The sequence below is a fragment of the Microbacterium sp. Y832 genome (assembly GCF_057669765.1).
Genome location: NZ_JBYHFM010000004.1, coordinates 419,189 through 444,783, shown reverse-complemented (window position 1 = coordinate 444,783; position 25,595 = coordinate 419,189). Strand labels below are relative to the sequence as shown.

At 68.9% G+C, this 25,595-nt stretch carries 19 protein-coding genes; 11 read left to right on the top strand and 8 right to left on the bottom strand.

The genetic code is table 11. From position 1 onward, the window contains the following. The coding region (locus AC25YV_RS10615; protein ID WP_488123805.1) for a PKD domain-containing protein at nt 1–5,254 on the bottom strand (5,254 nt) is incomplete at its 3' end. Nucleotides 5,255–5,488: 234 nt separating this feature from the next. After that, nucleotides 5,489–6,163: a hypothetical protein gene (locus AC25YV_RS10610; RefSeq protein ID WP_488123804.1), complete on the bottom strand. Its 675-nt coding sequence runs from the start codon at nt 6,161–6,163 to the stop codon at nt 5,489–5,491. A 175-nt stretch (nt 6,164–6,338) separates the two neighbouring features. Here AC25YV_RS10610 and AC25YV_RS10605 point away from each other — a divergent pair, with 175 nt between their 5' ends. Next, complete coding sequence (locus AC25YV_RS10605; RefSeq protein WP_488123803.1) at nt 6,339–7,499, top strand: glycosyltransferase; 1,161 nt, start codon at nt 6,339–6,341, stop codon at nt 7,497–7,499. Here the strand turns inward: AC25YV_RS10605 and AC25YV_RS10600 are convergent. Both AC25YV_RS10600 and AC25YV_RS10595 read right to left on the bottom strand, forming a co-directional pair. Next, nucleotides 7,483–8,226: a CDP-alcohol phosphatidyltransferase family protein gene (locus AC25YV_RS10600; protein ID WP_488123802.1), complete on the bottom strand. Its 744-nt coding sequence runs from the start codon at nt 8,224–8,226 to the stop codon at nt 7,483–7,485. The genes AC25YV_RS10605 and AC25YV_RS10600 overlap by 17 nt on opposite strands. Further along, the gene (locus tag AC25YV_RS10595) at nt 8,219–9,280 is read right to left on the bottom strand and encodes a glycosyltransferase (RefSeq protein ID WP_488123801.1); all 1,062 of its coding nucleotides are present in this window, start codon (nt 9,278–9,280) and stop codon (nt 8,219–8,221) included. The genes AC25YV_RS10600 and AC25YV_RS10595 overlap by 8 nt, the downstream gene beginning before the upstream one ends. 108 nt (nt 9,281–9,388) lie before the next feature. On the opposite strand from AC25YV_RS10595, the gene AC25YV_RS10590 reads away from it, so the two are divergent. Beyond that, complete coding sequence (locus AC25YV_RS10590; RefSeq protein ID WP_488123800.1) at nt 9,389–10,414, top strand: glycosyltransferase family 4 protein; 1,026 nt, start codon at nt 9,389–9,391, stop codon at nt 10,412–10,414. Between the two features lie 5 nt (nt 10,415–10,419). Here the strand turns inward: AC25YV_RS10590 and AC25YV_RS10585 are convergent, their stop codons facing one another. Further along, the gene (locus AC25YV_RS10585; protein ID WP_488123799.1) at nt 10,420–11,328 is read right to left on the bottom strand and encodes a glycosyltransferase family 2 protein; all 909 of its coding nucleotides are present in this window, start codon (nt 11,326–11,328) and stop codon (nt 10,420–10,422) included. A gap of 30 nt (nt 11,329–11,358) precedes the next feature. Here AC25YV_RS10585 and AC25YV_RS10580 point away from each other — a divergent pair, with 30 nt between their 5' ends. From AC25YV_RS10580 to AC25YV_RS10565, 4 genes are all read left to right on the top strand, one after another. Next, nucleotides 11,359–12,438 carry a glycosyltransferase gene (locus tag AC25YV_RS10580; protein ID WP_488123798.1) on the top strand — a complete coding sequence of 360 codons (1,080 nt, stop codon included), beginning with the start codon at nt 11,359–11,361 and terminating at the stop codon, nt 12,436–12,438. Then, nucleotides 12,435–13,328, top strand: a complete 894-nt coding sequence (locus AC25YV_RS10575; RefSeq protein ID WP_488123797.1) for a glycosyltransferase family 2 protein — start codon at nt 12,435–12,437, stop codon at nt 13,326–13,328. The genes AC25YV_RS10580 and AC25YV_RS10575 overlap by 4 nt, the downstream gene beginning before the upstream one ends. Before the next feature lie 121 nt (nt 13,329–13,449). Beyond that, the gene (locus AC25YV_RS10570) at nt 13,450–13,908 is read left to right on the top strand and encodes an FAD synthase family protein (protein WP_488123796.1); all 459 of its coding nucleotides are present in this window, start codon (nt 13,450–13,452) and stop codon (nt 13,906–13,908) included. A gap of 144 nt (nt 13,909–14,052) precedes the next feature. Continuing rightward, the gene (locus tag AC25YV_RS10565; RefSeq protein WP_488123795.1) at nt 14,053–15,363 is read left to right on the top strand and encodes a UDP-glucose dehydrogenase family protein; all 1,311 of its coding nucleotides are present in this window, start codon (nt 14,053–14,055) and stop codon (nt 15,361–15,363) included. 76 nt (nt 15,364–15,439) lie between these two features. Here the strand turns inward: AC25YV_RS10565 and AC25YV_RS10560 are convergent, their stop codons facing one another. Beyond that, nucleotides 15,440–15,697 (bottom strand): glutaredoxin family protein, encoded by a 258-nt coding sequence (locus tag AC25YV_RS10560; protein WP_488123794.1) that lies wholly within the window; start codon nt 15,695–15,697, stop codon nt 15,440–15,442. 42 nt (nt 15,698–15,739) lie between these two features. Continuing rightward, nucleotides 15,740–18,619, bottom strand: a complete 2,880-nt coding sequence (locus tag AC25YV_RS10555) for a PKD domain-containing protein (protein ID WP_488123793.1) — start codon at nt 18,617–18,619, stop codon at nt 15,740–15,742. Between the two features lie 166 nt (nt 18,620–18,785). Here AC25YV_RS10555 and kynA point away from each other — a divergent pair, with 166 nt between their 5' ends. From kynA to AC25YV_RS10535, 4 genes are all read left to right on the top strand, one after another. After that, on the top strand, nt 18,786–19,640 hold the full coding sequence (kynA, locus tag AC25YV_RS10550; RefSeq protein WP_488123792.1) for a tryptophan 2,3-dioxygenase: 855 nt from the start codon (nt 18,786–18,788) through the stop codon (nt 19,638–19,640). Beyond that, nucleotides 19,637–20,614 (top strand): amidohydrolase family protein, encoded by a 978-nt coding sequence (locus tag AC25YV_RS10545; protein WP_488123791.1) that lies wholly within the window; start codon nt 19,637–19,639, stop codon nt 20,612–20,614. The genes kynA and AC25YV_RS10545 overlap by 4 nt, the downstream gene beginning before the upstream one ends. Further along, nucleotides 20,601–21,839: a kynureninase gene (locus AC25YV_RS10540; protein ID WP_488123790.1), complete on the top strand. Its 1,239-nt coding sequence runs from the start codon at nt 20,601–20,603 to the stop codon at nt 21,837–21,839. Before AC25YV_RS10545 ends, AC25YV_RS10540 begins: the two co-directional genes overlap by 14 nt. 471 nt (nt 21,840–22,310) lie before the next feature. Next, entirely contained in the window at nt 22,311–24,014 is a 1,704-nt protein-coding gene (locus AC25YV_RS10535) for an aldehyde dehydrogenase family protein (RefSeq protein ID WP_488123789.1), read from the top strand. A 24-nt stretch (nt 24,015–24,038) separates the two neighbouring features. On the opposite strand, the gene pip is transcribed toward AC25YV_RS10535, so the two are convergent. Next, entirely contained in the window at nt 24,039–25,007 is a 969-nt protein-coding gene (gene pip / locus AC25YV_RS10530) for a prolyl aminopeptidase (protein ID WP_488123788.1), read from the bottom strand. 100 nt (nt 25,008–25,107) lie between these two features. Between pip and AC25YV_RS10525 the strand changes: the two genes are divergently transcribed. Next, nucleotides 25,108–25,590, top strand: a complete 483-nt coding sequence (locus AC25YV_RS10525; protein ID WP_488123787.1) for a recombinase family protein — start codon at nt 25,108–25,110, stop codon at nt 25,588–25,590. Nucleotides 25,591–25,595: the final 5 nt, after the last annotated feature.

Sequence of the window (25,595 nt, the reverse complement as noted above, 5' to 3'; positions counted from 1 at the left end):
CGAACGAGATGTACTGCGCGTTGGCGATCTTGTCGACCGAGAACGTGGTGGCAAGGCGCGTGCTGGAACTGCTGACCGCCGCCAGATTGGCCTGGTGGGTGACCGCACTCGACAGCGTCATCACGCCCGCGCCACCGGTGACAGCGAACCGACCGGCGAGGGGCGACACGCTCCACGCGCCCCCTTGTTCCGCGGTTCCCCAGCCGTTGGCCGTCGTGCGCTCGAAGGCATCCCTGGCGATCACGTTCGTGGTCGGCGGAGCAACGACGACCACCTGTTCGCTCGTCTGGTTCGCTGCACCGTCGTCATCGGTGACCGTCAGCGTGACGGTATAGGTTCCCGCCTCTGCGTAGGAGTGCGCGGCCTCGACGCCCGTGGCCGTGCTTCCGTCGCCGAAGTCCCACGCGAACCCCTCGATGGATCCGTCGGAATCCGTGCTGGTGGATGCGTCCACCGCGATGTCGAGGCCCGTCACGCGCGACGTGAACGCAGCGGTCGGTGCGTGGTTGGGCGGCAGGGCCACGGTCACTTGCGCAGAGATCGTCGCGGCGCCGCCACGGTCGTCGGTCACGACTAACGTCACGGTGTAGACGCCCTCGTTCGCATAGGTGTGCGAAGCAGTCGCGCCCGTTGCTGTCTGGCCGTCGCCGAAGTCCCACGCGTACGACACGATCGAGCCGTCCGGGTCGGAGCTGGCTCTGCCGTCGACCGTGACACCCAGCGCGGTGTCGACCGTGCTCGTGAAGGAGGCCGTCGGGAGCACGTTCGGCGCGAGCACGGTCACCTGACCGGTCACCTCATCGGTCATCCCCTGACCATCCGTGACGACGAGCGTCACCTGATACGTTCCGGCAGCGGTGTACGAGTGCGTGATGACCGCGCCCGTGCCCGTGCCCCCGTCGCCGAAGTCCCACGCGTACGAGGCGATCGGGCCGTCGAGATCGCTCGAACCGCCGGCATCGAACGTGACCACGAGATCCGTCGGGGCGCTCGTGAAACTCGCCGTCGGGTGCTGGTTCACGAACCCGTTCCTGCCCAGTTCGTAGTGATCTGCTGCGCGCTGGGCAGACAGAGGAGCAGGGTAGATGGCGACCTCGTCGATCGAGCCCTGCCAGTACGTCGCGCCCTCCCACGGGGTGTCGCCGCCGACGCGCCAGTAGCCGCTGTTGACTTCGGCTTGCGTGTTGTCGTTGGTGGCGACGAGTTCGCCGTCGATGAAGAGCTGCATGCCTCCGGAGGACAGCTGTGCCACCACCTGGTGCCACGCGTTGTCGTTGAGTCCTGCTCCGCTCTCCACCGACCGGATCTCACCGACCCATGTGCCGAACTTCACGCGGCCATCGCCGGTCATGTAGAGGTTGCGGTCATGGTTCGAGCTCGTGCCGGTCTGCGCGCTGCCGAAGCTCACGAGCTTGCCGCCGACCGTGGAGTCGGTCTTGAACCACGCCTCGATCGCGAAAGTCGTCGGGTTCGAGAAGCGTCGCGCACTGGAGACGCCGGTCTGCTGATCGCCGTCCGGACGCAGCGTCACCGCCGCGTTGTCTGCGGCGAGCGCGCCCGCGACCCCCCGCTCGACGTCACCATAGAAGGTCCCCGGGTTGTCCTGCGTGCCGGAATCCCGGACCGTGGCGCCCGAGGTCTCATCGAGCCGCCAGTAGATCGTCGGAGACTGGCTGTACACGGCGGCCCCGTATGCGTCGGCAGGGGTTCCCGGTGCCGCCGTCGTCGTGATGCTCTGCTGCGAGAGGCTCGATCCCCCTCTGTCGTCGGACACCGTCAGCGACACCGTGTAGGTCCCGGGCGCGGAGTAATCGTGTGACGGATTCGGTCCGGTGCCGCTGCTGCCGTCGCCGAACGCCCAGGAGTACCCGGTGATCGTGCCGTCGACGTCGGAGCTCTGCGAAGCGTCGAATGCCGCCGCGAGGTGGGTGACCGATGTGGTGAAGGACGACACCGGCGGCACGTTGGGGCCGGCGACGGTAACCGTCCGCGTGATGGTCCCGGTCGCCCCGCGGGCATCTGTGACGGTCAGCGTGACATCCCATGAACCGCTGTGCCCGAAGGTGTGCGCCACGGTCTGTCCGGAGCCGGTGGAACCGTCGCCGAAGTCCCACGCGTACGACGCGATCGGACCCTCGGCATCGAGCGATGACGAGGCATCGAACGAGACCGAGAGGGCATCGGCGATGCTGGAGAAGTTGGCTTCAGGGTTGGCGTTGATGACGCCGGTGTCGCCCAGATCGAAGTGCTCCTCGACCTGTCGCGGCGTGAGCGCGATGGGGTAGATCGCCACCTCGTCGACCGAGCCGCGCCAATAGACGTCGCCCTCCCAACTGCTGTCGCCACCCACGCGCCAGTACCCCGCGTAACCCTGTGCGCTCGTATTGGGATCGCTCGAGACCAGTCGCCCGTCGAGGAAGAGCCGCATGCCGCCCGCCGACATCTGCGCTACGACATGGTGCCACTGGTTGTCGTTGAAGCCCGCGGCGCTCTCTATGACGCGCGCTTCACCCGTCCAGACGCCGAACTTCACGCGACCATCGCCGGACATGTACACGTGACGGTCGTACGCACTGCTCGTGCCTGTTCGGGAGTTGCCGAACCCGACGATCTTTCCGCCCGTCGTCGAGTCGGTCTTGAACCAGCTTTCGATCGAGAAGGTCGTCGGGTCGGCAAACGACGCGTCGCTCACGATCCCCGTCTGGTCCGAACCATTCGGGTTCGTCGTCACCGCGGAGTCTGCCACGCCTTCGAGCGCGCCCGAGACGCCCCGTGTGACGTTTCCGAAGTACGTCCCCGTGATGCCGTCCGGGCCGGAGTCGGCCGCTGCCGGGCCGGCGCTGTCACCCAATCGCCAGTACAGCGTCGGGTCCAGGTCGAACACCGATTTGCCATAGGAGTCGCTCGGCGCCGCCGGGGTCGTCGACGCGCGACCCGACTTCGTCCAGTGCTCATCCACTTGGGAACGAGTCAGGACTGCGGGGTAGATCGCGACGTCAGAGATGGTTCCGTCAAGGTATTGGGACCCGACATTGGGCCAGCCGCCGAGGCTGTCTCCTCCGATACGCCAGAGGCCCGTGAACCCCTGCCCTGACGTCACGTCAGCGCGGTTGGACACGCGCTTTCCATCGAGGTACAGCGTCATCCCGTCGGCGCCCAGCGTCGCCACGACGTGGTGCCACTGATCGTCGTTGTAGCCCGCAGCGCTTTCGATGGTGCGCACACCGCCGGGGTGCACCCCGAACGTGACTTTGCCTGAACCGTCGAGGTACACGTGGCGGTCGTAACTGCCTGATCCGCCCGACGACGCATTGCCGAAGCCGACGATCTTGCCGCCCGCGGTCGAAGAGGTCTTGAACCAGGCCTCGATCGACAACACGTCAGAACCCGGCTCGGTGGCCTTCATTGCCGCATACGATGCATCCGCACCGCTGAACCTGGTGGCCTTGCTCGAGGTCGCGAGGTTCTGACCCGAGACACCGCGTACCGCGGTGTTGACCGTCAGGTCGGCACCGTCGGACCAGTTGATGGCGTTGGTGCCGCTGTTCTCGCCGAGCGGCCAATAGTGGCGCGCTCCGTCATCGAGAACGGCGAGCGCATAGTCCGAGGCCGCGGTGTCGGACGCGGTGATCGAGCCCCACGCGCTGGTCGCGGTGTTGCCCTCCGCATCCGTCGCGCGCACCCGGTACTGGTAGGTCGCCCCCGTCGCCACCTGCGTGTCGACGAAGCGCATATCGGGACGGGTCCAGAAGTTCGACTTCTGCTCGGTCGAGTAGATCGGCGTCGCGCCCTTGTCCTGACGGAAGAGCTCGTAGGTCAACGTCTCGCTGTCGCGGTCGGTGTTCGCCGGCCATGACACGCGGACCTCACCCCTGCGGAGCGAAAGAGCGCTCACCTGCCACTCGGCGCCGGTGAACTGCGGCGCGTCGGCGGCCGCTCCCGCTGACGTCTTTCCGAAACGCACGAGTCCTTCCTGCGCGGTGTTGTTCACCCGCAGGAACTCACCGCCATAGACGACGTAGTCGTCGTTGGCTTCGACATCCCACCCGGCCTGCTGCTTGCCCGTGTAGTCGCCGACCTGCCAGGTCGGGTACCAATGGAGCATGGTTGCGGCGGGCTGCCCGACGAACGAGCGATAGCCGTGCGGATCCGAACCGAAGGTGTTGCCGAGGTAATCCTTCGAGAAGGCCAGCGAGTGGTTGAAGGTCCACTTGGGCGCGGCCTGCGGGAACCCGCCGATGTTGCCGCAGTAGTGAGCATGCGTGGCGTTGTAGACCACACCGTGACCGACCGCGACGCCGTAGCTGTCTCCGTGACAGTCCTGGAGCCAATCGATCGAGCCGTCCGTCCAGCTCGCGCGGAAGACACCCTCGAATCCGTCTTCCTCGGTGCCGTAGTAGTCATAGCCCGTGCCGTAGACGCTGTCGCCGTCAGAGGCGAGCGAGTAGATCGCGGCGTTCTGACCGCCGTTGCGGATCGTGCTGTTGACCTTCCACTCGATCGACGTGCCGTCGACGGCGTTGAGCGCGGCCAGACCGCGGCCCGGGTTCGTGGATCCATTGGTGGATTCGAAGGAGCCGCCGATGACGACTTTCGAGCCATCCGAATTGACCTCGATCGCACGCACGCCGTTGCCGCCGACGGGCCTGGCGGAGAACGGGAGCAGCGCCGCGGTGTCGGCGTTGACGGCGGCGACGCGCAAGCGCGAACCTCCGGCCACGTTCGTGAAATTGCCGGACAGCCAGACGGTGTTGCCCGCCGTCGCGATGTCGGTCACGACTTGGTTCGCGCCGGGGTTCCAGGGCAGCAGTGCGCCCGTCGCGCTGCTGAACGCGGCGATCCGGTTGCGGTTCGCGCCCGCGATCGTCGTGAACGATCCGCCCACGTAGATGCGCGACCCATCGGGCGAGGCCACGATGGCTCGGATGCCGCCGTTGGCACCCGGATTCCACGAGGTCATGACGCCCGTGCTCACGGTGTAGGCCATGAGGTTCGCGCGCGGGCTCGTGTTCACGTTGCGCGCGGCACCCGCCGGGCGGGCATTGGTGAACTCACCGCCGACCCACACCTTGTCGCCAACGATCGCCTGTGCGTAGGCGACACCGTTGATCTGCGCCGTCGGCAACGGAACCGACGTCACCGTCTCAGGTACCCCCTCGGGCGGGTTCGTGTCTGCGGACGCGGGCGCCGTCGTCAGCGTCAATACGCCGACGACCATGGTGGCCGTCGCTGCGAACGCGACCGCCGACGTCATCCACGGGTGACCGTGACGGCGCGGCGCGGGTACTCGAATACTGCCCGGTGTGAAAACCACGGCTTGTTCCCCATCAGCTCGCTGAAGCGAGCAGTGCAGACCGGTCGACAACGACAGGCCTTATTCCCCTGCCCGTTCACCCCAGCGATAAACGAGCTCTTCCCCAGTACGTTGGCACTGTAGGGGGGGCACATCGCGCGACACAAGACTCTCGACAAACCGTCAGAGCCTCTGCTATGGGATCGGACCTCGGAACGTGATGGCAGGCTGACCGGCGTAGTAGTCCAGAACGAAGGTCACGTCATCGCGACGGTCCTCGGGGATGCGGAAGAGGTAGATGCCCGTAGCCGTGTCACCCGGCGCGAGCGAGCCGCTCACCGGCAGGCCGCCGGGTTGCTCATAGGTCTCTGCCGGGTCACGCTCGGGGCCCATGTAGGCGTTCATCACCACGAGGTTCAAATCCAGCGGCTGGTTGCCCCTGTTTGTGATGTCGACCGTCACCCGCACCGCTGCGGCGACGACGTCGCCCGGGCCGACGACCTCGCCGGTCACGCTCTCGAAGCGCACGAGCGACGCGGAGATGCCCTCCGCGTCGCCCTGCTCGGTCGGCCCCACCGGGGCCAGTTCGGGGAACGGATCGGCGTCGTTCCCGCCGGGTTGTGAGGCCGACGGTGCGGGGGTCGACCCCGGGGTGACGGATGCCGAGGGCGAAGCCGACGTCGATTCACTCGGCGAGCCGGAGCCGCTCGGGGATGGGCCGGCTGTCGAATCGCGGGGCATGAGCGCGACGGCGATCACGATCCCGACGATCAGAACGACCCCCACGGCCACGGCGACCCAGGTGATCGTCCGGCGTCGAGATGACACGTCGGCCGGTCCGCGCGTGGCGGCCTGCTCTTCGTCGGACATGTGCCCCTCCCCCTGCGCACCGTCGGGGTCGCACGCCCATCATCGGTGCCGCGAGCCCTGATATTAGCCGCCCGTCGGTCCAGGGCGCTGCCGTCGCGCTGTGACTCGGCCGCGAAGCCGTCGCCGCCCGGAGGCTACGATTGCGGAGTCTGACGTCGCGAGCAGGGGGTGAGCGATGCGTCTTCGTCCGCGCGGACGCCCGCGCTACCTGGTCGTCCATCCCGGCGCGGAGCTTTACGGCTCGGACCGCGTCATGGTCGAAAGCGTCATCGGCATGCTGGACTCCGGCGCGCATGTCGTGGTCGTCCTCCATGATTCCGGCCCGCTGGTGGCAACCCTCGAAGAGGCGGGGGCAACCGTCGTCGTGGCTCCCGGGCTCGTCCTGCGAAAGTCCCTCCTGCGGCCACGCAACTGGGGCGTCCTCGTCGGCTCGGCGATCCGCGGCTTCCGCCGCGCCCGGCGACTGCTGCGTCGGCATCGCCCCGATGCCGTCTACGTGAGCACCGTCACCCTGCCTCTGTGGCCGCTCGCGGCGGCATCGCGCCGCGTCCCCGCCCTGGTGCACCTGCACGAAGGAGAACAGGCCGCGTCCCGCGTCGTGAAGGCGGGGATCTACGCGCCCGCACTGTTCGCACAGGACATCGTCGTCAACAGCGAGTTCAGCCTCGGCGTGCTGCGCAGCGTGTTCCCGCGCCTGGCCGACCGCGCGAACGTCATCTACAACGGCGTGGCAGGGCCCGCGACCCGAACGCCCGCTCGCCCGACGCTCGCCGACCCCGTCCGCCTCGTCTACATCGGGCGCCTCTCGCCTCGAAAAGGGCCCGACGTCATCGTCGAGGCCCTGGCCCTGCTGCCAGACCGCCTGGGACCGCTCGAGCTCGATCTGGTCGGCGACGTCTACACCGGCTACGAGTGGTTCGACGAGCGTCTGCGCGCGCGTATCTCCGAGCTGGGCCTGGATGGGCGAGTACGGCTGCTCGGCTTCCGACCGCAGGTATGGGCGGATGTCGATGCGGCCGACATCGTCGTGATCCCGTCCCGCCTGGACGAGCCGTTCGGAAACACTGCGGTCGAAGGCGTGCTCGCGGCACGCGTCGTGCTGGTGAGCGACACGAGCGGGTTGCGCGAAGCGACAGCAGGCATCCCGACGGCTCTGCGGTTCACTCCGGACGATGCACCGGCGCTCGCCGCCGCCATCATCGACGCCGTCGAGCGGTGGCAAGAGCTGCAGCCCGCCCTCGAGATCGAGGCGGCGTCGGCCGGCGAGCGGTTCTCGCCCGGTCGCTACCGCGCCGACATCGCGACGCGCATGGCCGCGCTCACGAAGGTCCCGTGACCTTCGCGGCGTCGATGGCGCGCATCTCGCGGAACCACTTCGCCGCGGCCAGCGCCAGGAACCCTGCGCACAGCAGCCCCACGATGCCGTAGACAATGAGGAAGACGACCGGCGCGCCCCACAGAACGAAGACGAGGCACAGCAACCCGTAGTCGGTCGGCACCAGCAGCAGAGACCGCAGGGCGGTGCCCCCGCCACGAGCATGCGTCGACGCGACGTCGTTCTTGCCCTTGAGCAGATCGTTGAGCAGCATCCCGAAGAAGGTCACGACGGCGACGACGCTGAACCCGAGCGGGATCAGGAGCCACACGGGGTCGATGTCCGTGAAGCGGAACAAGCCGATCGCGACCGCCAGGTGGAGGCTGGCGATCTTCAGGGCGTCGACGAAGTGATCCAGCCACTCGCCGGCGACGCTGCCACCGCCGCGAAGCCGTGCCAGCTGTCCGTCCGCCGAATCCCAGGCGTAGCCGAGCGCCAGCAGGAGCGCGACGACGACACCGAGCCAGATCGACACGGGAACGAGGCAGAGCAGCGCGATACCGGTGAAGGTGAAGAGGGCGCTCACCGCGGTCACACCGTTCGGCGTCCAGCCCCAGACGAAGGCCGTGGCCGCGAGGACGCGACCGATCTTGCGGTTGACGTAGACCGAGTAGGCGGGCGCTCCACGCGCGTGGCCCTTCTGGGCGCCACTCAAACGCCGCAACGCGCCGCGCCAGTTTTCAGGCATGTGTTCCGGTTCCCCTCGCCGGTTCGTCGGCGTCTGCGAACATCCATGCGTCCGCCTCGAGGCGACCGTCGTTCGGCGGAAGTGACGCCACGATCGATGTCGAGCGGTCCCCGGCGTCGATCTGCTCGATGATAGCGCGGGCGAGTCCGGCCGCATCGGCGTCGCCGGGCACGACCGCATGACCGTGGGCGGCCAGCCACGGCGCGAGACCGGTTTCTGTCGTGGTGACGATCGCGCATCCCTGTTCGAGGGCCTCGACGATAGGCAGGCCCACTTGCTCCCGCCAGGTCGGCGACGGCTGCGAGGGGAGCACGAGCACCAGCGACCTCACGAGAACGTCGCGGATCTCGCTGCGCGGCGGGTCTTCGACAAGCTCGACCGACGGATGCTGCGCGGCGAAGACGCGCACATCCTCGATCAGCGTTCCTTTGCCCAGGAGTGTGAGCGTCGCTTCGGGGCGCTCGTGAACGACCTGGGGCCAGGCGCGCAGAAGAAGAGGGAGCCCCTTACGGGAGACGAATGCCCCCAGGAAGGCGATTCGCTGCGCGCGATCGGTCGGCGGCAGATCGCTGCGCGCGGGCAGCGCGGGGATGAGTGCCTCACGCATCGCGCGCGACGGCGGCAGTTCTGCCCGATACACATCCCGAGCGCCCTCGGTGCCGTAAGCGATCGCATCGACGTGCTTCCAGACGTACCGCGCCAGCGCTCGTTCGACCATCCATCGCGCGCGGCGCTTGATCGACGGCGACGGTGCGGCGAAGGGGTCGGTATTCCCGATGGCGTATGTGACGATCCGCGGGCGATCGCCACGACGAAGGAAGGTGACGGCGAAGACGGCCAACGCCGATGCCGGAAGACTCGACGCCATGAGCGGCTCGTTGATCTCGAGGGCTTCCAACCGGGACCGGCGCAACAGCAATGCCGCGCGGATCGGTGTCGCGTGCACGATCTCGAGTCCCTCCGCGAGCGACTCGTCGAAGTCGTACCGGCGGACGCGGTACACGATGGCGGCGGGCGCGAGTTCGCGGGCCCTCTCCAGATGGGCCGTGCGCACCGACTCGTAGAGTCGGGCTCGTCGTGAAGCGAGCTTCATCCTGCCGAACCCCCTGCTGTGCCGGAAGGCCCATTTTGACAGACCGGCATCCCGCTAGGCTCGCTCACAGTGACGGGGGGCCAGGTGGAGGATCGCGGGACACTGATCGACATCGGCTTCCCTGCTGAGCGGTCGATCTCGACCTGGCAGCGCAGACACGAAGCCGGCGAGGTGCCGGGGCGTTGGCCCTACGGCTTGGACGGACTGCAGGCGGGGGCCGATGTGCGCAGCATCGATCTGCCCGAGCCACGTCTCATCGACCGCGCGCGAGCACGCCTGCACCTCTCGCGCCCGGCCGACAAGACCGCCATCGGGGTCACGTGGGACGAGAACGCCGCGCTGCGCATGATGACGAACCACCCGCACACCCGTCACGTCAGTGGGGTGATCTGGCTGACCGATGCGGCGGCTCGCGGTCGCGATCTGGGCAGGATGCCGGCGATGCTCGCACGATGCGATGCCCTCTGGGTGCTCAGCGACGCGCAGATCGAGCCACTGCGCAGCCTGCTTCCGGGCATCCCGGTCGAGTACGTCAGGTTCGGGATCGACAAGTCCTTCTTCGCCCCTCGGCCGTACCCGAGGACACCCCGCGTGGTGAGTGTCGGCGGTGACCGTGACCGTGACACCGAGACCCTCTTCGAAGCCCTCGCTCTCGTGCACGCCACGCGGCCTGACGCCGAGATCGTCGTGCAGACGGCGTCGACACTGGCGCCACCGGAGGGAGTCCAGACGATCCGGCATCTTCCGCACAGAGAACTCCGTGAGCTCTATGCATCGGCGAGTGTCATGGCCATCGCGACCCGGCCGAACCTGCACGTCTCAGGGATGACGGTGTCTCTGGAGGCGATGGCGACCGGTCGCCCTGTCGCGATCACGCGGACCCCGGGCATGGACGACTACGTCGCGGACGGCGAAACCGGTCTGCTCAGTCCTGCGGGTGACCCCGGCGCGCTCGCGTCGAACGTGCTCACGCTGCTCGATGACCCCGCCGCCGCGCAGGCGATGAGCGAGGCCGGTCGCCGAAGCGTGGAACAGCGGTTCACCTCAGAGCTGATGACCGGAGCGATCTTCGAGGTCATCCGCCGTCACGCCTGACCACGTCAGCGCCGCGCGGGCCCGGAGACGCCTCGCCGTCCATCCCGAAGGCCCCTCGCCAGCTCGCGCCACGGGGCCACCGACGTGACGAGCTGCTTGCGCCCGCCTTGGAGGACGATCTGCCAGCCCGCGCGCAGCGCGGTGCGACGCCACTGCTCGGCGGTCGCGCGGTCCAAACGCAGCCTGGCGAACAGCAGTCGGTTGCGGATGTTGTAGTAGTAGTACGTCCCGGATTTCGCCCGCCCGGCCGTGCTGTCCTCGTGCGTTCCACCTTCGTCGTGCACCGCCTCGACATCGGGCAGAACGCGGACATCCCCGCCGGCATCCCAGACTCTGCGCGAGAGGTCGACGTCCTCCCAGTAGAGGAAATAGGCCTCGTCGAACCCGCCGATGCGCTCCCACAGCGCACGCGACAGGGCAAAGCACGCTCCGGACACCCACGTCATGCGGGGGCGACCCCGGTGACGATCACGGTGACGGATGCCCGCCATCGTGCCGTCGTCCAAGTACAGGTCGATCCCCTCAGACCACAGCGACCCGTCGGGACGCCGGATCACGGGGGCGACGAGGCCGGTCGAATCCCGGGCCGCGTCGCGGAGAGCACGCGCAGCGGCGGCGGAGATGACGGCATCGGGGTTGAGGACGAGGATGACATCGGCTCCTCGGTCGAGCGCCGTCGCGGCGCCGCGGTTGACGCCGCCGCCGAAGCCGGCATTCTCATCGAGCAGCACGGCCGTCCAGTTCCGTCGCTCACACAGCGCACGGACGCGGTCCCGCTCATCCATCGTCGTGAAGCAATCGACGATGACGACGTCGAGGTCGGCCCAGTCCGCGGCGAGCGGCGCCAGATTCCGCTCGACGAGCTCGGCGGAGCCGTACGAGACGACGACGAGCGCGGTGCGTGCGAGTGTCACATCGACCCCTTCCCCGCCCCACCCTAGGCAATGCGCGACACGACGTTCGGTACCCTGAACCCTGCGGCCGGGGGAGCCGCGGAATTCGGAGATCCGATGCCGGTGCGCGCACCCCGTGTCATGCAGTCGTTCAAACGGCCGCGCCCGACGACCAACCCGTACATCACGATGCTGGACCAAGCTCTGGCCGCTGATCCCTCGATCGAACACGTCACCTTCTCGTGGCGCGGGGCGCTCACGACCCGATTCGACGTGCTGCACCTGCACTGGCCCGAGGTGATGCTCGAGGGCGACGCCGCCTGGAAACGGTGGGGCAAGCGCGCCCTGATGCGCCTGCTCCTTGTGAAACTCGCGCTCACGAAGACGGGTGTCGTCCGCACGCTGCACAACGTCGAACTGCCGGATGTGGACGCGTCGACGCGCAAGCTGCTGCTCGCTCTCGATGCGCGTGTGGATCACTGGATCGTGCTCAACGCGACGACGACGACCCCCGACGCCAGTCGTACCACGCTCATCCCCCACGGTCATTACCGGGATTGGTTCGCCGCCCTGCCGCGCGGCGAACGTGTGCCGGGACAGATCGGATACTTCGGCCTCATCCGGCGCTACAAGGGACTCGAGACGCTGCTCGAGGCATTCGAGACGGCCCGCGCCGATGCACCGTCTGTCAGCCTGCGTATCGGCGGCCGTCCGAGCAGCCCGGAGCTCGCCGGCGTCGTCGAGGACGCGGCATCCCGTGTGCCCGGCATCACGACGACCCTCCGTTTCCTCGACGACGCCGAGCTGGTCGAGATCGCCACCACGTCGCAGCTGATCGTTCTGCCGTACCGGTTCATGCACAATTCGGGCGGCGCGCTCGCGGCCCTCTCGCTCGATCGCCCTGTCCTGGTTCCGCGCAACGCCGTCAATGAGGCGCTCGCCGACGAGGTCGGCCCCGAATGGGTGCGACTCTACGACGACGAGCTCACCTCGTCGCGGCTGCTCCTGGCCCTCGAAGAAGCACGGGCGGCACACGGCACACCCGACCTGTCGCAGCGGGACTGGGATGGCGTCGGCAGGGCGCATGTCAGAGTGTTCGGCCGGGCTCTTCACACCCGGAGGCGCCGATGAGCGAGGTCGTCGTCGCGATCCCGAGCTTTCGACGGCCGGATTCCCTGGCCGCTCTGCTCGCGGCGCTGCGTCCTCAGGCGGAGTCGACCAGCGCGCGCATTCTCGTCGTCGACAACGATCCGGCCGCGACGGCCGCGCCGGTTGCCCGGGAGCATGGCGTCGACCATGTCGTGGAGCCGGCGCGCGGCCTGACTGCCGTGCGGAACCGAGCTCTTGATGAAGCAGCCGACGCGGACGCGCTGATCTTCATCGACGACGACGAACTGCCGTCGCCCGACTGGCTCGAGACGCTCATCGCTCGGTGGCGGGACAGCGGAGCCGCCGCCGTGTCGGGGCGCGTCGAGACGACGTTCCCGCCGGGGTTCACCGACGAGTGGATCGTCGAGGGTGGGTTCTTCCGCCGCGTTCACTTCGACGACGGAGCCTCCCAGGCAGCGGCGGCGACCAACAACCTGCTCCTCGATCTTCGCTTCGTGCGCACCCACGGCTTGCGCTTCGACGAGAGGTTCGGGATGTCCGGCGGTGAGGACATCTTCTTCACCAAGCAGCTCGTCCGCGCGGGCGGCACGATCACCTCCTGCCCGGCAGCACTCGTCTACGACATCGTCGACCCCGCGCGATTGACCCGCCGGTGGGTTCTGCAGCGCGCGTACCGCGTGGGAATGACCTCGGCCCAGACCGAGCTCGGGCTGAGTCGAGGGCTCGTGCCTCGTATCACGATGCTCGCGGGGGGTCTGGCCCGCGTCATCGTCGGCGGCGCGCGATGGATCGCAGGCGAAGCGGCCCGCTCGCCCCGCCACAGCGCCCGGGGAGCGCGGGCGGCGTGGCGTGGCGCCGGTATGGCAGCGGGCGCCCTCGGCGGGCGTTACCAGGAGTACGCGCGGCGCTGACCCGCCCGTCGCGGCGCTCACTACCGCGTCAGAAGTCCGCACGCTATGATCAACGCGGACCTCGCAGAATCTGGGGCCGCGGCTGGGGAGTTGCGGTAGGGGTCCACCTCTGGGGGCTTCAATGACCGTTCGCATCGGCTATGCCGCGGGAGCATTCGATCTGTTCCACGTCGGACATCTCAATCTCCTTCGCCACGCCAAGGAGAACTGCGACGTTCTGATCGCGGGTGTCGTCAGTGACGAGATGCTGCGGCAGGTGAAACTCGTCGATCCGGTGGTTCCCACCGCCGAGCGCGTCGAGATCGTCCGCCACATCAGCTTCGTCGACGACGTCTACGTCGAGACGACGCCGCAGAAGCTCGATGCGTGGCGCGACGTCGGATTCACCCACTTCTTCAAGGGCGATGACTGGCGCGGCACAGACAAGGGTCTGCGCCTCGAGCGTGATTTCGCGAGCGTGGGCGTCGAGGTCGTGTACTTCCCCTACACCGCACACACCTCGAGCACACAGCTCCGCCGCGCGCTGGATCTCATCCAGCGCGGCGCCGCCGACGCCGTCGACCGGGTCGAATCGGCCTGACGGCGCGACTGTCTCCCTCGTGCGACGAGGGCCTCACCGACGTGCCCCGTGCGATCTCTGGGTCGGCGCGATCGCAGGTGGGTGTCCGGTATGTCGGCGTGCACCGTCCATGATGGGACGAGCGCCAACAACGAAGGGACATCTATGCGGATCTCAGTCATCGGATGCGGATATCTCGGAGCCGTCCACGCGGCAGCCATGGCCGAACTCGGCCACGACGTCGTCGGGGTCGACGTCGATGCCGACAAGATCGCCGCGCTCACGCGGGGCGAGGCCCCGTTCTTCGAACCCGGCCTGCCCGAACTGCTGCAGACGCATGTAGCCTCCGGCCGGCTGCGGTTCTCGACCGATATGGCGGATGCCGTCGGCAGCAGCGTCCACTTCATCGCTGTCGGCACTCCGCAGCGTAAAGACAGCATGGCCGCCGATATGTCGTACGTCGACTCGGCGATCGACGGCCTGCTCGCGCACATCGGAGCCGGCGACGTCATCGTCGGCAAGTCGACCGTGCCCGTGGGCACCGCCGAGGCGGTCGCCGAGCGGATCGAGGGCTCGGGCGCCGTGCTCGCGTGGAACCCAGAGTTTCTGCGCGAAGGCTGGGCTGTGAAGGACTCGCTGACTCCGGACCGCCTCGTGTTCGGTCTGCCGCCCGAGCCCGATCAGGCCGCCGTGGCCGAGGCCGCCCTCCGCGAAGCCTACGGCCCCGTGATTGCACTGGACACCCCGCTGATCGTGACCGATTTCGCGACATCCGAGCTCGTCAAGGTCGCCGCGAACGCGTTCCTCGCCACCAAGATCTCGTTCATCAACGCGATGGCCGAGATCGCCGAGGTGACCGGTGCCGACGTCGTGCAGCTCGCCGATGCGATCGGGCACGATGACCGGATCGGTCGGCGGTTCCTCGGTGCGGGCGTGGGATTCGGCGGCGGCTGCCTGCCGAAGGACATCCGCGCCTTCACCGCGCGGGCCGAAGAGCTCGGCCGCGCCGACTCTGTGGCGTTCCTCAAAGAGGTCGACGCCATCAACCTGCGCCGGCGCAGCAAGGTCGTCGACCACGTCGTCGAGGCCCTGGACGGTCGGCCGGTCGGCAAGGTCGTCGCGATGCTCGGCCTCGCATTCAAGCCGCACTCCGACGATGTGCGGGACTCCCCCGCGCTCGACGTCGCGGTGCGGCTGAAGGGCCTCGGCGCCGACGTCCGGGTCACCGATCCCGCTGCGATCGAGAATGCCCGGGCTCGGCACCCGCAGCTGGACTACCGCGAATCGTTCGAGGACACCGTGCGCGACGCTGACGTCGTCGTGCTCGTGACGGAGTGGGACGAGTACCGCTACCTCGACCCCGAAGCAGTGCTGCCGCTCGTCGCGACGCCGAACATCGTCGACGCGCGCAACAGCTACGACCCCGCTCGCTGGCGCGACGCCGGTTGGACATACCGCGGCCTCGGTCGGCGCTGACGCCCGGCGAGACCCACCCCTCTGACACCGCGAGACTGCATCGGCGTGGGCCGATGCAGTCTCGCGGTGAAGGGCGTCAGATCAGAGAGAGCTCGCGCAGCTTGGCCTCGACGTCGGCGTTGGACGGCTCGACGTGGTGCGACGTGTCGGGATAGACCACGACGGGGATGTTCGTGCGGCCAGAGATGTCGCGGGCGACGTCGGCGGCCTTCGGGTCGGCCTCGAGGTCGACGTACGTGTACTCGACGCCGAGGTCGTCGAGCTGCTTCTTGGTGCGGCGGCAGTCCGAGCACCATTCGGCGCCGAACATCGTGATGGTGGAATCTGCAGTCATCCCCCTATTCTCCCGTGATTCCGCGAGAGCGGGCCGCTGCGCTCAGGGCACCGACGGGTCGACCACCGAGAACTCACGAAGAGAGACGGTCAGCGGATAGGCATTCGCCACCGACGACACCCGGCTGTGCACCCCGACGGTTCCGGCAGCCTGCAGCGCCGCCGTGCTGTCGGTCCGCGTCACCTGCCACGCCACCGGCTCGGCGGTTCCGTCTCGCCACAGCTTGCCCGAGAGCGTCGTGGGCGATGTCCCCCTCACCTCGAAGGCGAGGTTGTATACGGCCCCCGCGACGATCGACAGTCCGTTCACCGGCACCGCGGCGCCGATGGCCGTTCCACCCCGCATGACGTGGAGGATCGCCGACCCGTCCGCACCGACGCGCACCCGCAGCAGATACTGCTCGGCCCCGACCTGACGGCCGATGAGCATGATGTAGTGCGCCTCGGCGACCTTGTCGACCGAGAACACCGTCGACACGCGCGCCCTCGTGGTCGTCACGCCGGAAAGGGTGGCCTGCTGCTCGGTCGACGTCGCGAGGGTCATGTGCCCAGATCCGCCCGAGACACGGAACTGGGCGGGGGTTCCTCTGATCGACCAGGCGCCGCCCAGATCGGCGGATCCCCATCCGGTGAGCGTCGACCTCTCGAACGCGTCACGGGCCAACCCGGCAGGCGGCGGTGCAGCGACGGAGACCTGGGTCACCTTGGTGTTCACGGCACCGTCGTCATCGGTCACGGTGAGCGACACGGCGTACGTGCCGGCAGCGGCATATGTGCGCGACGCCTGGGCGCCGGTCGCCGATCCGCCGTCACCGAACGACCAGGAGTGCGACGCGATGGATCCGTCGGCGTCAGAACTCCCCCTGCCGTCGAATGCGACCGTCAGGCCCTGCGCGCTGTGGGTGAACGCCGCCGTCGGGCTCAGATTCGCCGGCGGCGCCGTAGCGGAAGGATCCGTGACGCGGATGTCGTCGAACGTCACGGTCAGCGGGAACGCATTGGCTGCGGACGACACACTGCTGTGCACTCCGATCGACCCCGCCGACTGCAGCGCTGCCGTGCCGTCCGTGCGCGTCAACTGCCACGCGGCCGGTTCGGGCTGGTCTGCGCGCCACAGCTTTCCCGACAGGGTCGTCGGAGAGACGCCTGAGACATCGAACAGCGCGCGGTACGCGACTCCTGGCGTCATGGTGAGACCCGGCACGGGGAACGCGCCACCGATCGCCGTGCCGCCGCGCATGACATGCAGGATCGCCGAGCCGTTCGCGCCGATCCGAACCCGCAGCAGATACTGCTCGGCTCCGACCTGGCGTCCGATCAGCGTGATGTAGTGCGCCTCGGCGATCTTGTCGACAGAGAACACCGCCGACATCCGCGCACGCGTCGTCGCAACCGATCGCAGATTCGCCTGCTGCCCCGTCGACGACGTGAGGGTCATCGAGGCGCGACCGTCTGCGACACGCAACCGGGCGGGCGACCCCGTGATCGTCCATTCGCCCCCCACGTCGGCGACCCCCCATCCGCTGGACAGCGACCGCTCGAACGTGTCCCGCGCCAGCACGCCGACCTCGCCCGGAGCCTTGACCGTCCAGACGGCGGATGTCTCGGTGCTCGAACCGTCGCTCACGCGGACACGCCACTCGTACTCCCGGTCAGGCTGCAGTCCCTGCCACGTCGTGGTCGCGGTCGCGCCCGACGCCGTCAGGACGGTCGCGAGAGGGGTGAACGGTGCCGGTTCCGGAGGCACCGTCGGAAACGGAAGAGTGAAGGACGAATCCGGGTCGGTCTCGTAGCTACCCAGGTACGGCGAGTAGGTCACTGCTGTCATCGTGGCCGCGGCCGGGTCGAAACGGTAGTAGCGGAGCCACCCGTTGCCGCCGTTCGGACGCGCTTGATAGTCGGTCAGGACCTGATGGACGGGCTGACCGCACGCATTGTCATCGGTGCGATGCGCTTCGCCGAGATCCCCGTCGGTCTCGTGTCCGTTCAAGACGAGCCGGATCTGGCAGTGGGTGCGCACGAAGCTCTGCCACATCACCTCGGGCGTCGTGCCTCCGGGGCGCTCGGGCCGAGTGCGTCGCGTGCCCGGCACATCGAGGAAGGCGTGGGTGAACATGATGACCTGTCGGTCAGGATGCGCCTTCAGCACGCGGTCCGCCCATTCGAGCACGGGCGTCGGGGCCTCCCATTCGAGACCGAGCACGAGCCAGTCGACGCCACCCGCAGTGAAGAGCGAGTAGTTGTTCATGTTCGCGCGATCCGACGCGTCGGTGCCGAACTGGTTCTGGCCCATGTACCCGCCGTATCGGGCGGTCGACGGCGTCCATGCCGCGTTCTGATAGCGACTCGGCGGGAACCACCTGTCGTACTGGGTGTGGTCTCCGGTCGCGTAATCGAAGTCGTGGTTGCCCGCCACCACGGCGTTGGGCATGCCGTTGTCGTCGAGCACCTTCAGGCCATCGGATGCGAACGGCCAGTGTCCCGCCCACGACCAGGTGCCGACGAGATCACCGAGCTGCACGGCGAACTGGGTGTTCAGTTCCGCGCGTGTGTCGACGATCCACTGAGCCTGCTGCGCGATGACCGGGGCCCGCGACGCGTTGGTGTAGTTCTGGATATCCGGGATGGCGACGATGCTGAACGGCTCGGCGGTCGTCTGCCCGGGAACCGTCGCCCCCTTCAGCCGGCCCTCGAACGTGACCTGCAGAGGGTCGTTGTCGGGGTCCGTGGCCCGGACTGAGAGGGCGGGAGCCGTGCTCGTGGCCGTCGCACCGTCAGCCGGCGAGACGAGCACGGCACTCGGCGGAGCAGCCCACGCCGCCGGCGCACCCGAGATCGTCGCGCCGAGGACGACGACGAATGCCAGCGCGGCCGAGCCGAAACGGACTCGCCGACGGCCGACCATCAGTGGTGCCAGGCCCATCACCCCTCCCCAGTCGGGTGCGAACATGCCGGTTCTGAGCGGAGTATGGCACTGCGAAATCCGCGCCACAAGGCCCTGGTCAATACGGTGCGTTCCCCCATGTCGGCCTGAGAATCCGGCGACAGGGCCTGACGATGAGGACAGCCGACCGTCTACGCTCAATGGCGTGAACGACGGCATCGAAGGAAACACCCGAATCATCGAGGGCACAGTCGTGACCGACTTCTCGGACCGCATGAGCTACGGCGGCTACCTGGAACTGGACACGCTGCTTGCTGCGCAGCATCCGCTCAGCAACCCCGAGCACCATGACGAACTGCTGTTCATCATCCAGCACCAGACGACCGAGCTGTGGCTCAAGCTCGTGCTGCACGAACTCGGTGCGGCGTGCCGGCACCTGCGTGCCGACGAGCTCGGTCTCGCCCTCAAATGCGTCGCCCGCGTCAAGCACATCCAGAAGACCCTCACCGAGCAGTGGTCGGTGCTGGCGACCCTCACCCCGGCGGAGTACGTCGAGTTCCGCGGCGTGCTGGGCAACTCCAGCGGGTTCCAGTCGGCGCAGTATCGCGCCGTCGAGTTCACCCTCGGCAACAAGAACGCCGCGATGCTGCGGGTGTTCGAGTCGGACCCCGCCGCCCACGCCCTCGTCACGGCGGCCCTCGAGGCACCGAGCCTGTACGACGAGTTCCTGCGCCTGCTCTCGCGCCGCGGCTACGCGATCCCGCAGAGCGTGCTCGAGCGCGACGTCACGCAGGCGTGGACCTTCACTCCCGAGCTCGTGCCGATCTTCACCGAGATCTATGCGCACCCCTCTGAGCACTGGGCGGCGTACGAGACGAGCGAAGAGCTCGTCGACCTCGAGGACAACTTCCAGCTCTGGCGCTTCCGTCACTTCAAGACGGTCGAGCGGATCATCGGCTACAAGACCGGAACGGGCGGGTCCAGCGGTGTTCCGTTCCTGCGGCGAGCCCTCGAGCTGACGTTCTTCCCCGAGCTGCTCGCGGTACGGACGGAGCTGTGAACGACCCCGTCGATCCGCTGCGGTTGGCGCACCTGCTCGGCTCCGCGGCATCCGCGTGCCGGCGAGGCCTCACCGGTGACACCGGCATCGCGCTGCCCCCGTTCGTTGATCACCACGTGCACCTGCACCTCATCGACGATCGACGCCTCGTGGCGGGCGGTATCGCCGGCGTCGTCGACCTCGGCGGAGACCCCGTCTCGCTCGCGCGCCAGCCTCGGCGCGCCGTGCCTCGCCGCGCGTTCGCGGGGGCATTCCTGACGGTGCCGGGCGGCTATCCGTCCGGCCGCTCGTGGGCCCCCGAGAGCATCGTGCACGAAGTGACGAGCGACTCCCCGCACGAGGGCGTGCCGGGTGGGGCGGCGACCGCCGTCACCGAACAGGCCTCGTTCGGTGCATCCGTCATCAAGGTGGCGCTCAACAGCACCGCCGGCCCCGTTCTCGATCGCGAGACCCTCACCGCGATCGTGACGGCCGCGCACGCACGGGGCCTGCCCGTCGTCGCTCACGCCGAGGGCGAGGGGATGCCGCGCCTCGCGCTGCGCGCCGGCGTCGACGCGCTCGCCCATACGCCCACCGACCCGCTCGGTCCGCGCTTCATCGCGAGCGCCGTCGCCGCCGGGCAGCGGTGGATCTCGACGCTCGACATCCACCAGGGTGATGCGCGTACGGCCGCCGTGGCGAACCTCGCGGCCTTCGTCGCCGCGGGAGGAACCGTGCTCTACGGCACCGACCTCGGCAACGGCGATCTGCCCACGGGCGTCAACGAACGCGAACTCGCGGCCCTCGTCGACGCCGGCCTGCAGGGGCCCGCGCTCATCCAGGCCCTCACCGACCCGTGGCCGCTCGCGCCGAGCACGGGCGCCTTCACCACTTTCATCCCGGGCACGCCGCCCGACGCACTCGACGAGCTGCCCGCGTGGCTCGCGACGGCGACCGTCGATCTCACTGAGGAGCTCACACATGACCAAGACTGACTTCGATTCGACCGCATCCGCCCACGATGCCGCCGATCCGCTGCACCACTATCGCGAGCTGTTCATCGGGGCCGAGACCTCGCTGGTGTACTTCGACGGCAACTCGCTCGGACGCCCCCCGCGTGCGTCGGTCGACCGGCTCGCGCGGTTCACGACCGAACAGTGGGGCGGGCGGCTCATCCGCGGGTGGGACGAATCGTGGATGCAGCTGCCCTTCGCCGTCGGAGACGCCATCGGGCGGGCGGTCATCGGCGCGGCCCCCGGCCAGACCGTCGTGGGCGACTCGACGACCGTGCTGCTCTACAAGCTCGTGCGCGCCGCCTTCGACGCACAGCACGCGGCCGACCCCGCGCGTGTGGAGATCGTCGTCGATCGCGACAACTTCCCGACCGACCGATACCTCGTCGACGGCATCGCACGCGAGCGCGGCGGACGCGTGCGCTGGATCGACGTCGATCTGTCGTCCGGCGTGACGGCAGAGGCACTGCAGCAGGCGGTCGGGCCCGAGACCGCCGTCGTGCTGCTGTCGCACGTCGCCTACCGTTCGGGCTACCTCGCGGATGCGGCATCGCTCACGCGCATCGCCCACGACGCCGGCGCGCTCATCGTGTGGGACCTCTGCCACTCGGCCGGATCGGTGCCCGTGCACGCCGATGAGTGGGGCTTCGACCTCGCGGTGGGATGCACCTACAAGTACCTCAACGGAGGCCCCGGCTCGCCCGCGTTCGCGTACGTCGCGGCCGACCTGCAGGACCGCCTCGCGCAGCCGATCCAAGGGTGGATGGGCGCCGCCGACGTCTTCGCGATGGGTCCGACGTATGCGCCGGCGGCCGGAATGCGCCGGTTCCTGTCGGGGACACCCCCGATCGTCGGGATGCTGGCGATGCAGGACACCGTCGACATGATCGACAGCGCCGGGATCGATGCGGTGCGGGCGAAGTCGGTCGCGCTGACCTCGTTCGCCGTCGATGTGTTCGATGAGCTGCTCGCCCCGCTGGGCGTGACGCTCGCGTCGCCGCGTGACCCCGACCTGCGTGGCGGCCATGTCACCCTGTCGCATCCGTCGATGCGCGCCGTGACGGCGCGGCTGTGGAAGGACGACGTCATCCCCGACTACCGCGACCCCGATGGCCTCCGCATCGGTCTGTCGCCGCTTTCGACGTCGTTCGCCGAGACCTTGACAGGCATGCGGGCGGTCGCCGACGCCGTCACTGCCGAGAGCTGACGGCGTCGGGCGCTGGGTGGGGTGGTCCGGCCCGGTTCGGCCTGGTCCGGTTCGGTCCGGTTCGGTTCGGCCTGGTCCGGTTCGGCCTGGTTCGGCCTGGTCCGGTTCGGTTCAACCTGGTCCGGTCCGGTTCGGCCTGCCTGGGGCTTCACTTGTCGCACTCTGCTCACCCGGCACACCCGGCAGCGCCGTTTGAGGCAAATGAAGCTCGGGCTGCAGTCGGGCGGCGCCACCGATTCACTTGCCGCACTCTGCTCCCCCGGGCCGCGCGGCAGCGCCCTTTGAGGCAAACGAACCCGAGCAGCATCCGTTCACTTGTCGCACTCTGCTCGCCCGGCCGCGCGGCAGCGCCGTTTGAGGCAAACGAGCCCGAGCAGGCCGCACCACGAGAACACCAGGAGCCACCCCACACGCACCGTCCTCGCACGGCGAGCGCGGCGTAGACTGAACGGCCCGCCTGAAGGAGAGCCCGTGCCCGAGACCGCGCCCGCCCTCGCCGAGGACGTCCGTCGCCCGATCGACGCCGCGATCACCGAGCTCAGAACGGGGTCCGCGACGTGGGCGCACCTCACCCTCACGCAGCGCGCTCGTCTCCTGCAGGGAGTGCGCGCCGCGGTGACGGCGGTCGCCGACGAGTGGGTCGACGTCGCCGCCACGTCGAAGGGTCTCGACGCCGGCCACGTGTTGCGCGGCGAGGAGTGGCTCGCCGGCCCGTACGGCACGATCGTCACCCTCGACGCCTACCGCCGCACGCTCGAGCGCCTCGCCCGCGGGGTGCATCCGCTCACCGGGATCGCAACCGAGCCTGCACCCGCCGACCGCCGCCGCGCGAGCGTCTTCCCGCTCGACCCGATCGACCACCTGCTGCTCTCCGGCTTCTCGGGCGAGGTCTGGTTCGAGCCCGGGGTGACGGATGCCACGATCCGCCGCGACGCAGGGCTCGCGCAGCTGTCGCCCGCGACCCCCGGAGGCATCGGGCTCGTCCTGGGGGCGGGGAACGTGACGTCGATCCCCGTGCTCGACGTGCTCTACGAGCTGATGGCGCACAACCGCGTCGCGATCCTCAAGGTGAACCCCACACAAGACGCGCTCGTGCCGATCTTCGAGCGCGCGCTCGCCCCCCTCATCGAGCCGGGCTTCCTGCGGATCGTCCGCGGAGACGGCGCCGTCGGGGCCTACCTCACGCAGCATCCCGATGTCGCCCACGTGCACATCACGGGCGCCGCGGGGACGTTCAACGCGATCGCGCCGCACCTGCGCGTGCCGATCACGGCAGAGCTCGGCGGCGTCTCGCCCGTCATCGTCGTGCCGGGTGAGTGGTCCGACGCCGACCTGCGCTTCCAGGCCGAGCACATCGCGACGATGCGGCTGCAGAACAGCGGGCACAACTGCATCGCGGGGCAGGTCGTGCTGCTGAGCGCCGACTGGCCGCAGCGAGAGGCCTTCCTCGCCGAGCTGCGCCGCGCCTATGCGGCAGCCCCCGCGCGCCCCGTCTGGTACCCCCGCGCCGACGAGAGCCTCGCCCGCGCGGCGGCCGCATACCCGGATGCGGGCGTGAGCGGGGCCGGTACGCGCCTGCTCGTCGAGATCGACGACGACACGGATGCGACGGCGCTGCAGACGACCGAGTACTTCGCGCCCGTCCTCGGCGTCGTCACCCTGCCTGGCGCGGGAGCGCGCTTCCTCGACGCGGCGGTCGCCCACGCCAACGAGAACCTGTCAGGCACGCTCGGCGCGAATCTGCTCATCGATCCCCTCACCCAGGCCGCTCTGGGCGAGCGCGTCGAGCAGGCGATCGCCGACCTTCGGTACGGCTCGATCGCCGTCAACGCCTGGACCGCGATGGGCTTTCTCACACCGACGTTGACGTGGGGCGGCTTTCCCGGCGCGACGGTAGACGACGTGCAGAGCGGGATCGGCATCGTGCACAACGCGCTGCTGCTGGATCACGTCGAGCGGTCGGTGGTGCGCGGACCGTTCCGCCCCTTCCCGCGCTCGCTCGATCCGCGCGCACTCATCCGCTCGCGCGGACGCAGCTTCTCGTTGCTGCCGAAGCCGCCGTGGTTCGTCTCCGCCCGCACGGGCGCCGTCGTGAGCGAAGGACTCACGCGCTTCCGCATGAACCGCCGATCCGCCGACCTCATCAAGACCCTCGCCCGCGCCTTCGGCGCCTGAGACCTCAGCGGACGGGCGCGCCCTTCAGCCGCCTGCGAACCGGTCCGTCGCCTCTCTCAGGGCCGCTGCGATGCCAGGCTCGGACGCCGAGTGGGCGGCATCCGGGACCATCACGAAATCGGCCTCGGGCCATGCACGGTGCAGATCCCACGCCGTCATGGCGGGTGTGCACACGTCGTGACGGCCCTGCACGATGACACCGGGGATGCCGCGCAGCCGGCCGGCGCGAGCGATCAGCTGCCCCTCTTCGAACCACCCGCCGTTGAGGAAGTAATGGTTCTCGATCCGGGCGAACGCCGTCGCCGCCTGGGGGTCGGTCATCGTGTCGATGAGCGACGGGTCGGGGCGCAGCGTGAGCGAGGCTGCCTCCCACCGCGACCACGCGACGGCCGCCGGAATGTGCACGGCGGGATCCGGGTCGGTCAGGCGCCGGTGGTAGGCCTCGATGAGCCGAGAGCGCTGCAGCACGGGGATCGGCGCGAGGAATCTCTCCCACTCGTCGGGGAACACCGCCGATGCGCCGCCCTCGTAGAACCACTCCAGTTCGTGACGGCGCAGCGTGAAGATGCCGCGCAGCACGAGCTCGGACACGGCGGCGGGGTGCGCCTCGGCATAGGCGAGCGCGAGGGCGCTCCCCCACGAGCCGCCGAAGACCTGCCAGCGTTCGATGCCGAGGTTGCGGCGCAGCAGCTCCATGTCGGCGACGAGGTGCCACGTCGTGTTGTGGCGCAGATCGGCGTCGGGTGCGCTCGCGTGCGGGGTGGAGCGGCCGCATCCACGCTGATCGAACAGCACGATGCGGTAGCGCTCGGGGTCGAAGAACCGCCGGTGCCACGGAGCCGTGCCGCCCCCGGGGCCGCCGTGCAGAAACACGACGGGCTTGCCGTCGGGATTGCCGGACTGCTCCCAGTAGACACGGTTGCCCTCGCCCGCGATGAGCTCACCGGTCTCGTACGGCTCGATCGGCGGATAGAGGATTTCGTCGAGCGTCATAGGTTCGACGGTACCGCTCCGCGCCTCCCGCGGCAGAGCAGGCAGCCCAGGTGCCCCCGCGCGGGAAGTGGGCGACAATGGACGGGAACAAGGGGGCACCATGAGCGACATCATCGATGCGGATGCCGCGATCACGACCCGCGCCGACCTGACGCCGGGTCCTGAGACGAGCCCGGTCACCCTGCCGCACGCGGCGGCGGAGTGCCCGAAGTGCTTCACCGAGCTGCGCGCCGACCGTGATTGGTGGCAGGCCCGCCCGTCGAGTTCGCGCCTGGTCGGACTCGTCGTCGCTCGCGAGGACATGCCATCGGTCGTCGAGCAGCGCAACGAACTCACGCGGTTCGGCGTACCGATCGAGGGGTTCCGCCACCCCTCGCCCGAGACGATGGAGTCGTGGGAGGAGCGCCTTCACCGCCTCGTCGGACGCCTCGACCGCGGTGACGTGATCGTCGTCGCGAACGTGCACGCCCTCGGCCGCAGCATCGATGAAGAGACCCGCACGGTGGCCGAGCTGCGCCGGCGCGGCATCATCGTCAAGGTGCTGGGTCACGGCGGCCCGCACCTCTACGACACGGGTCGCTGACCCGG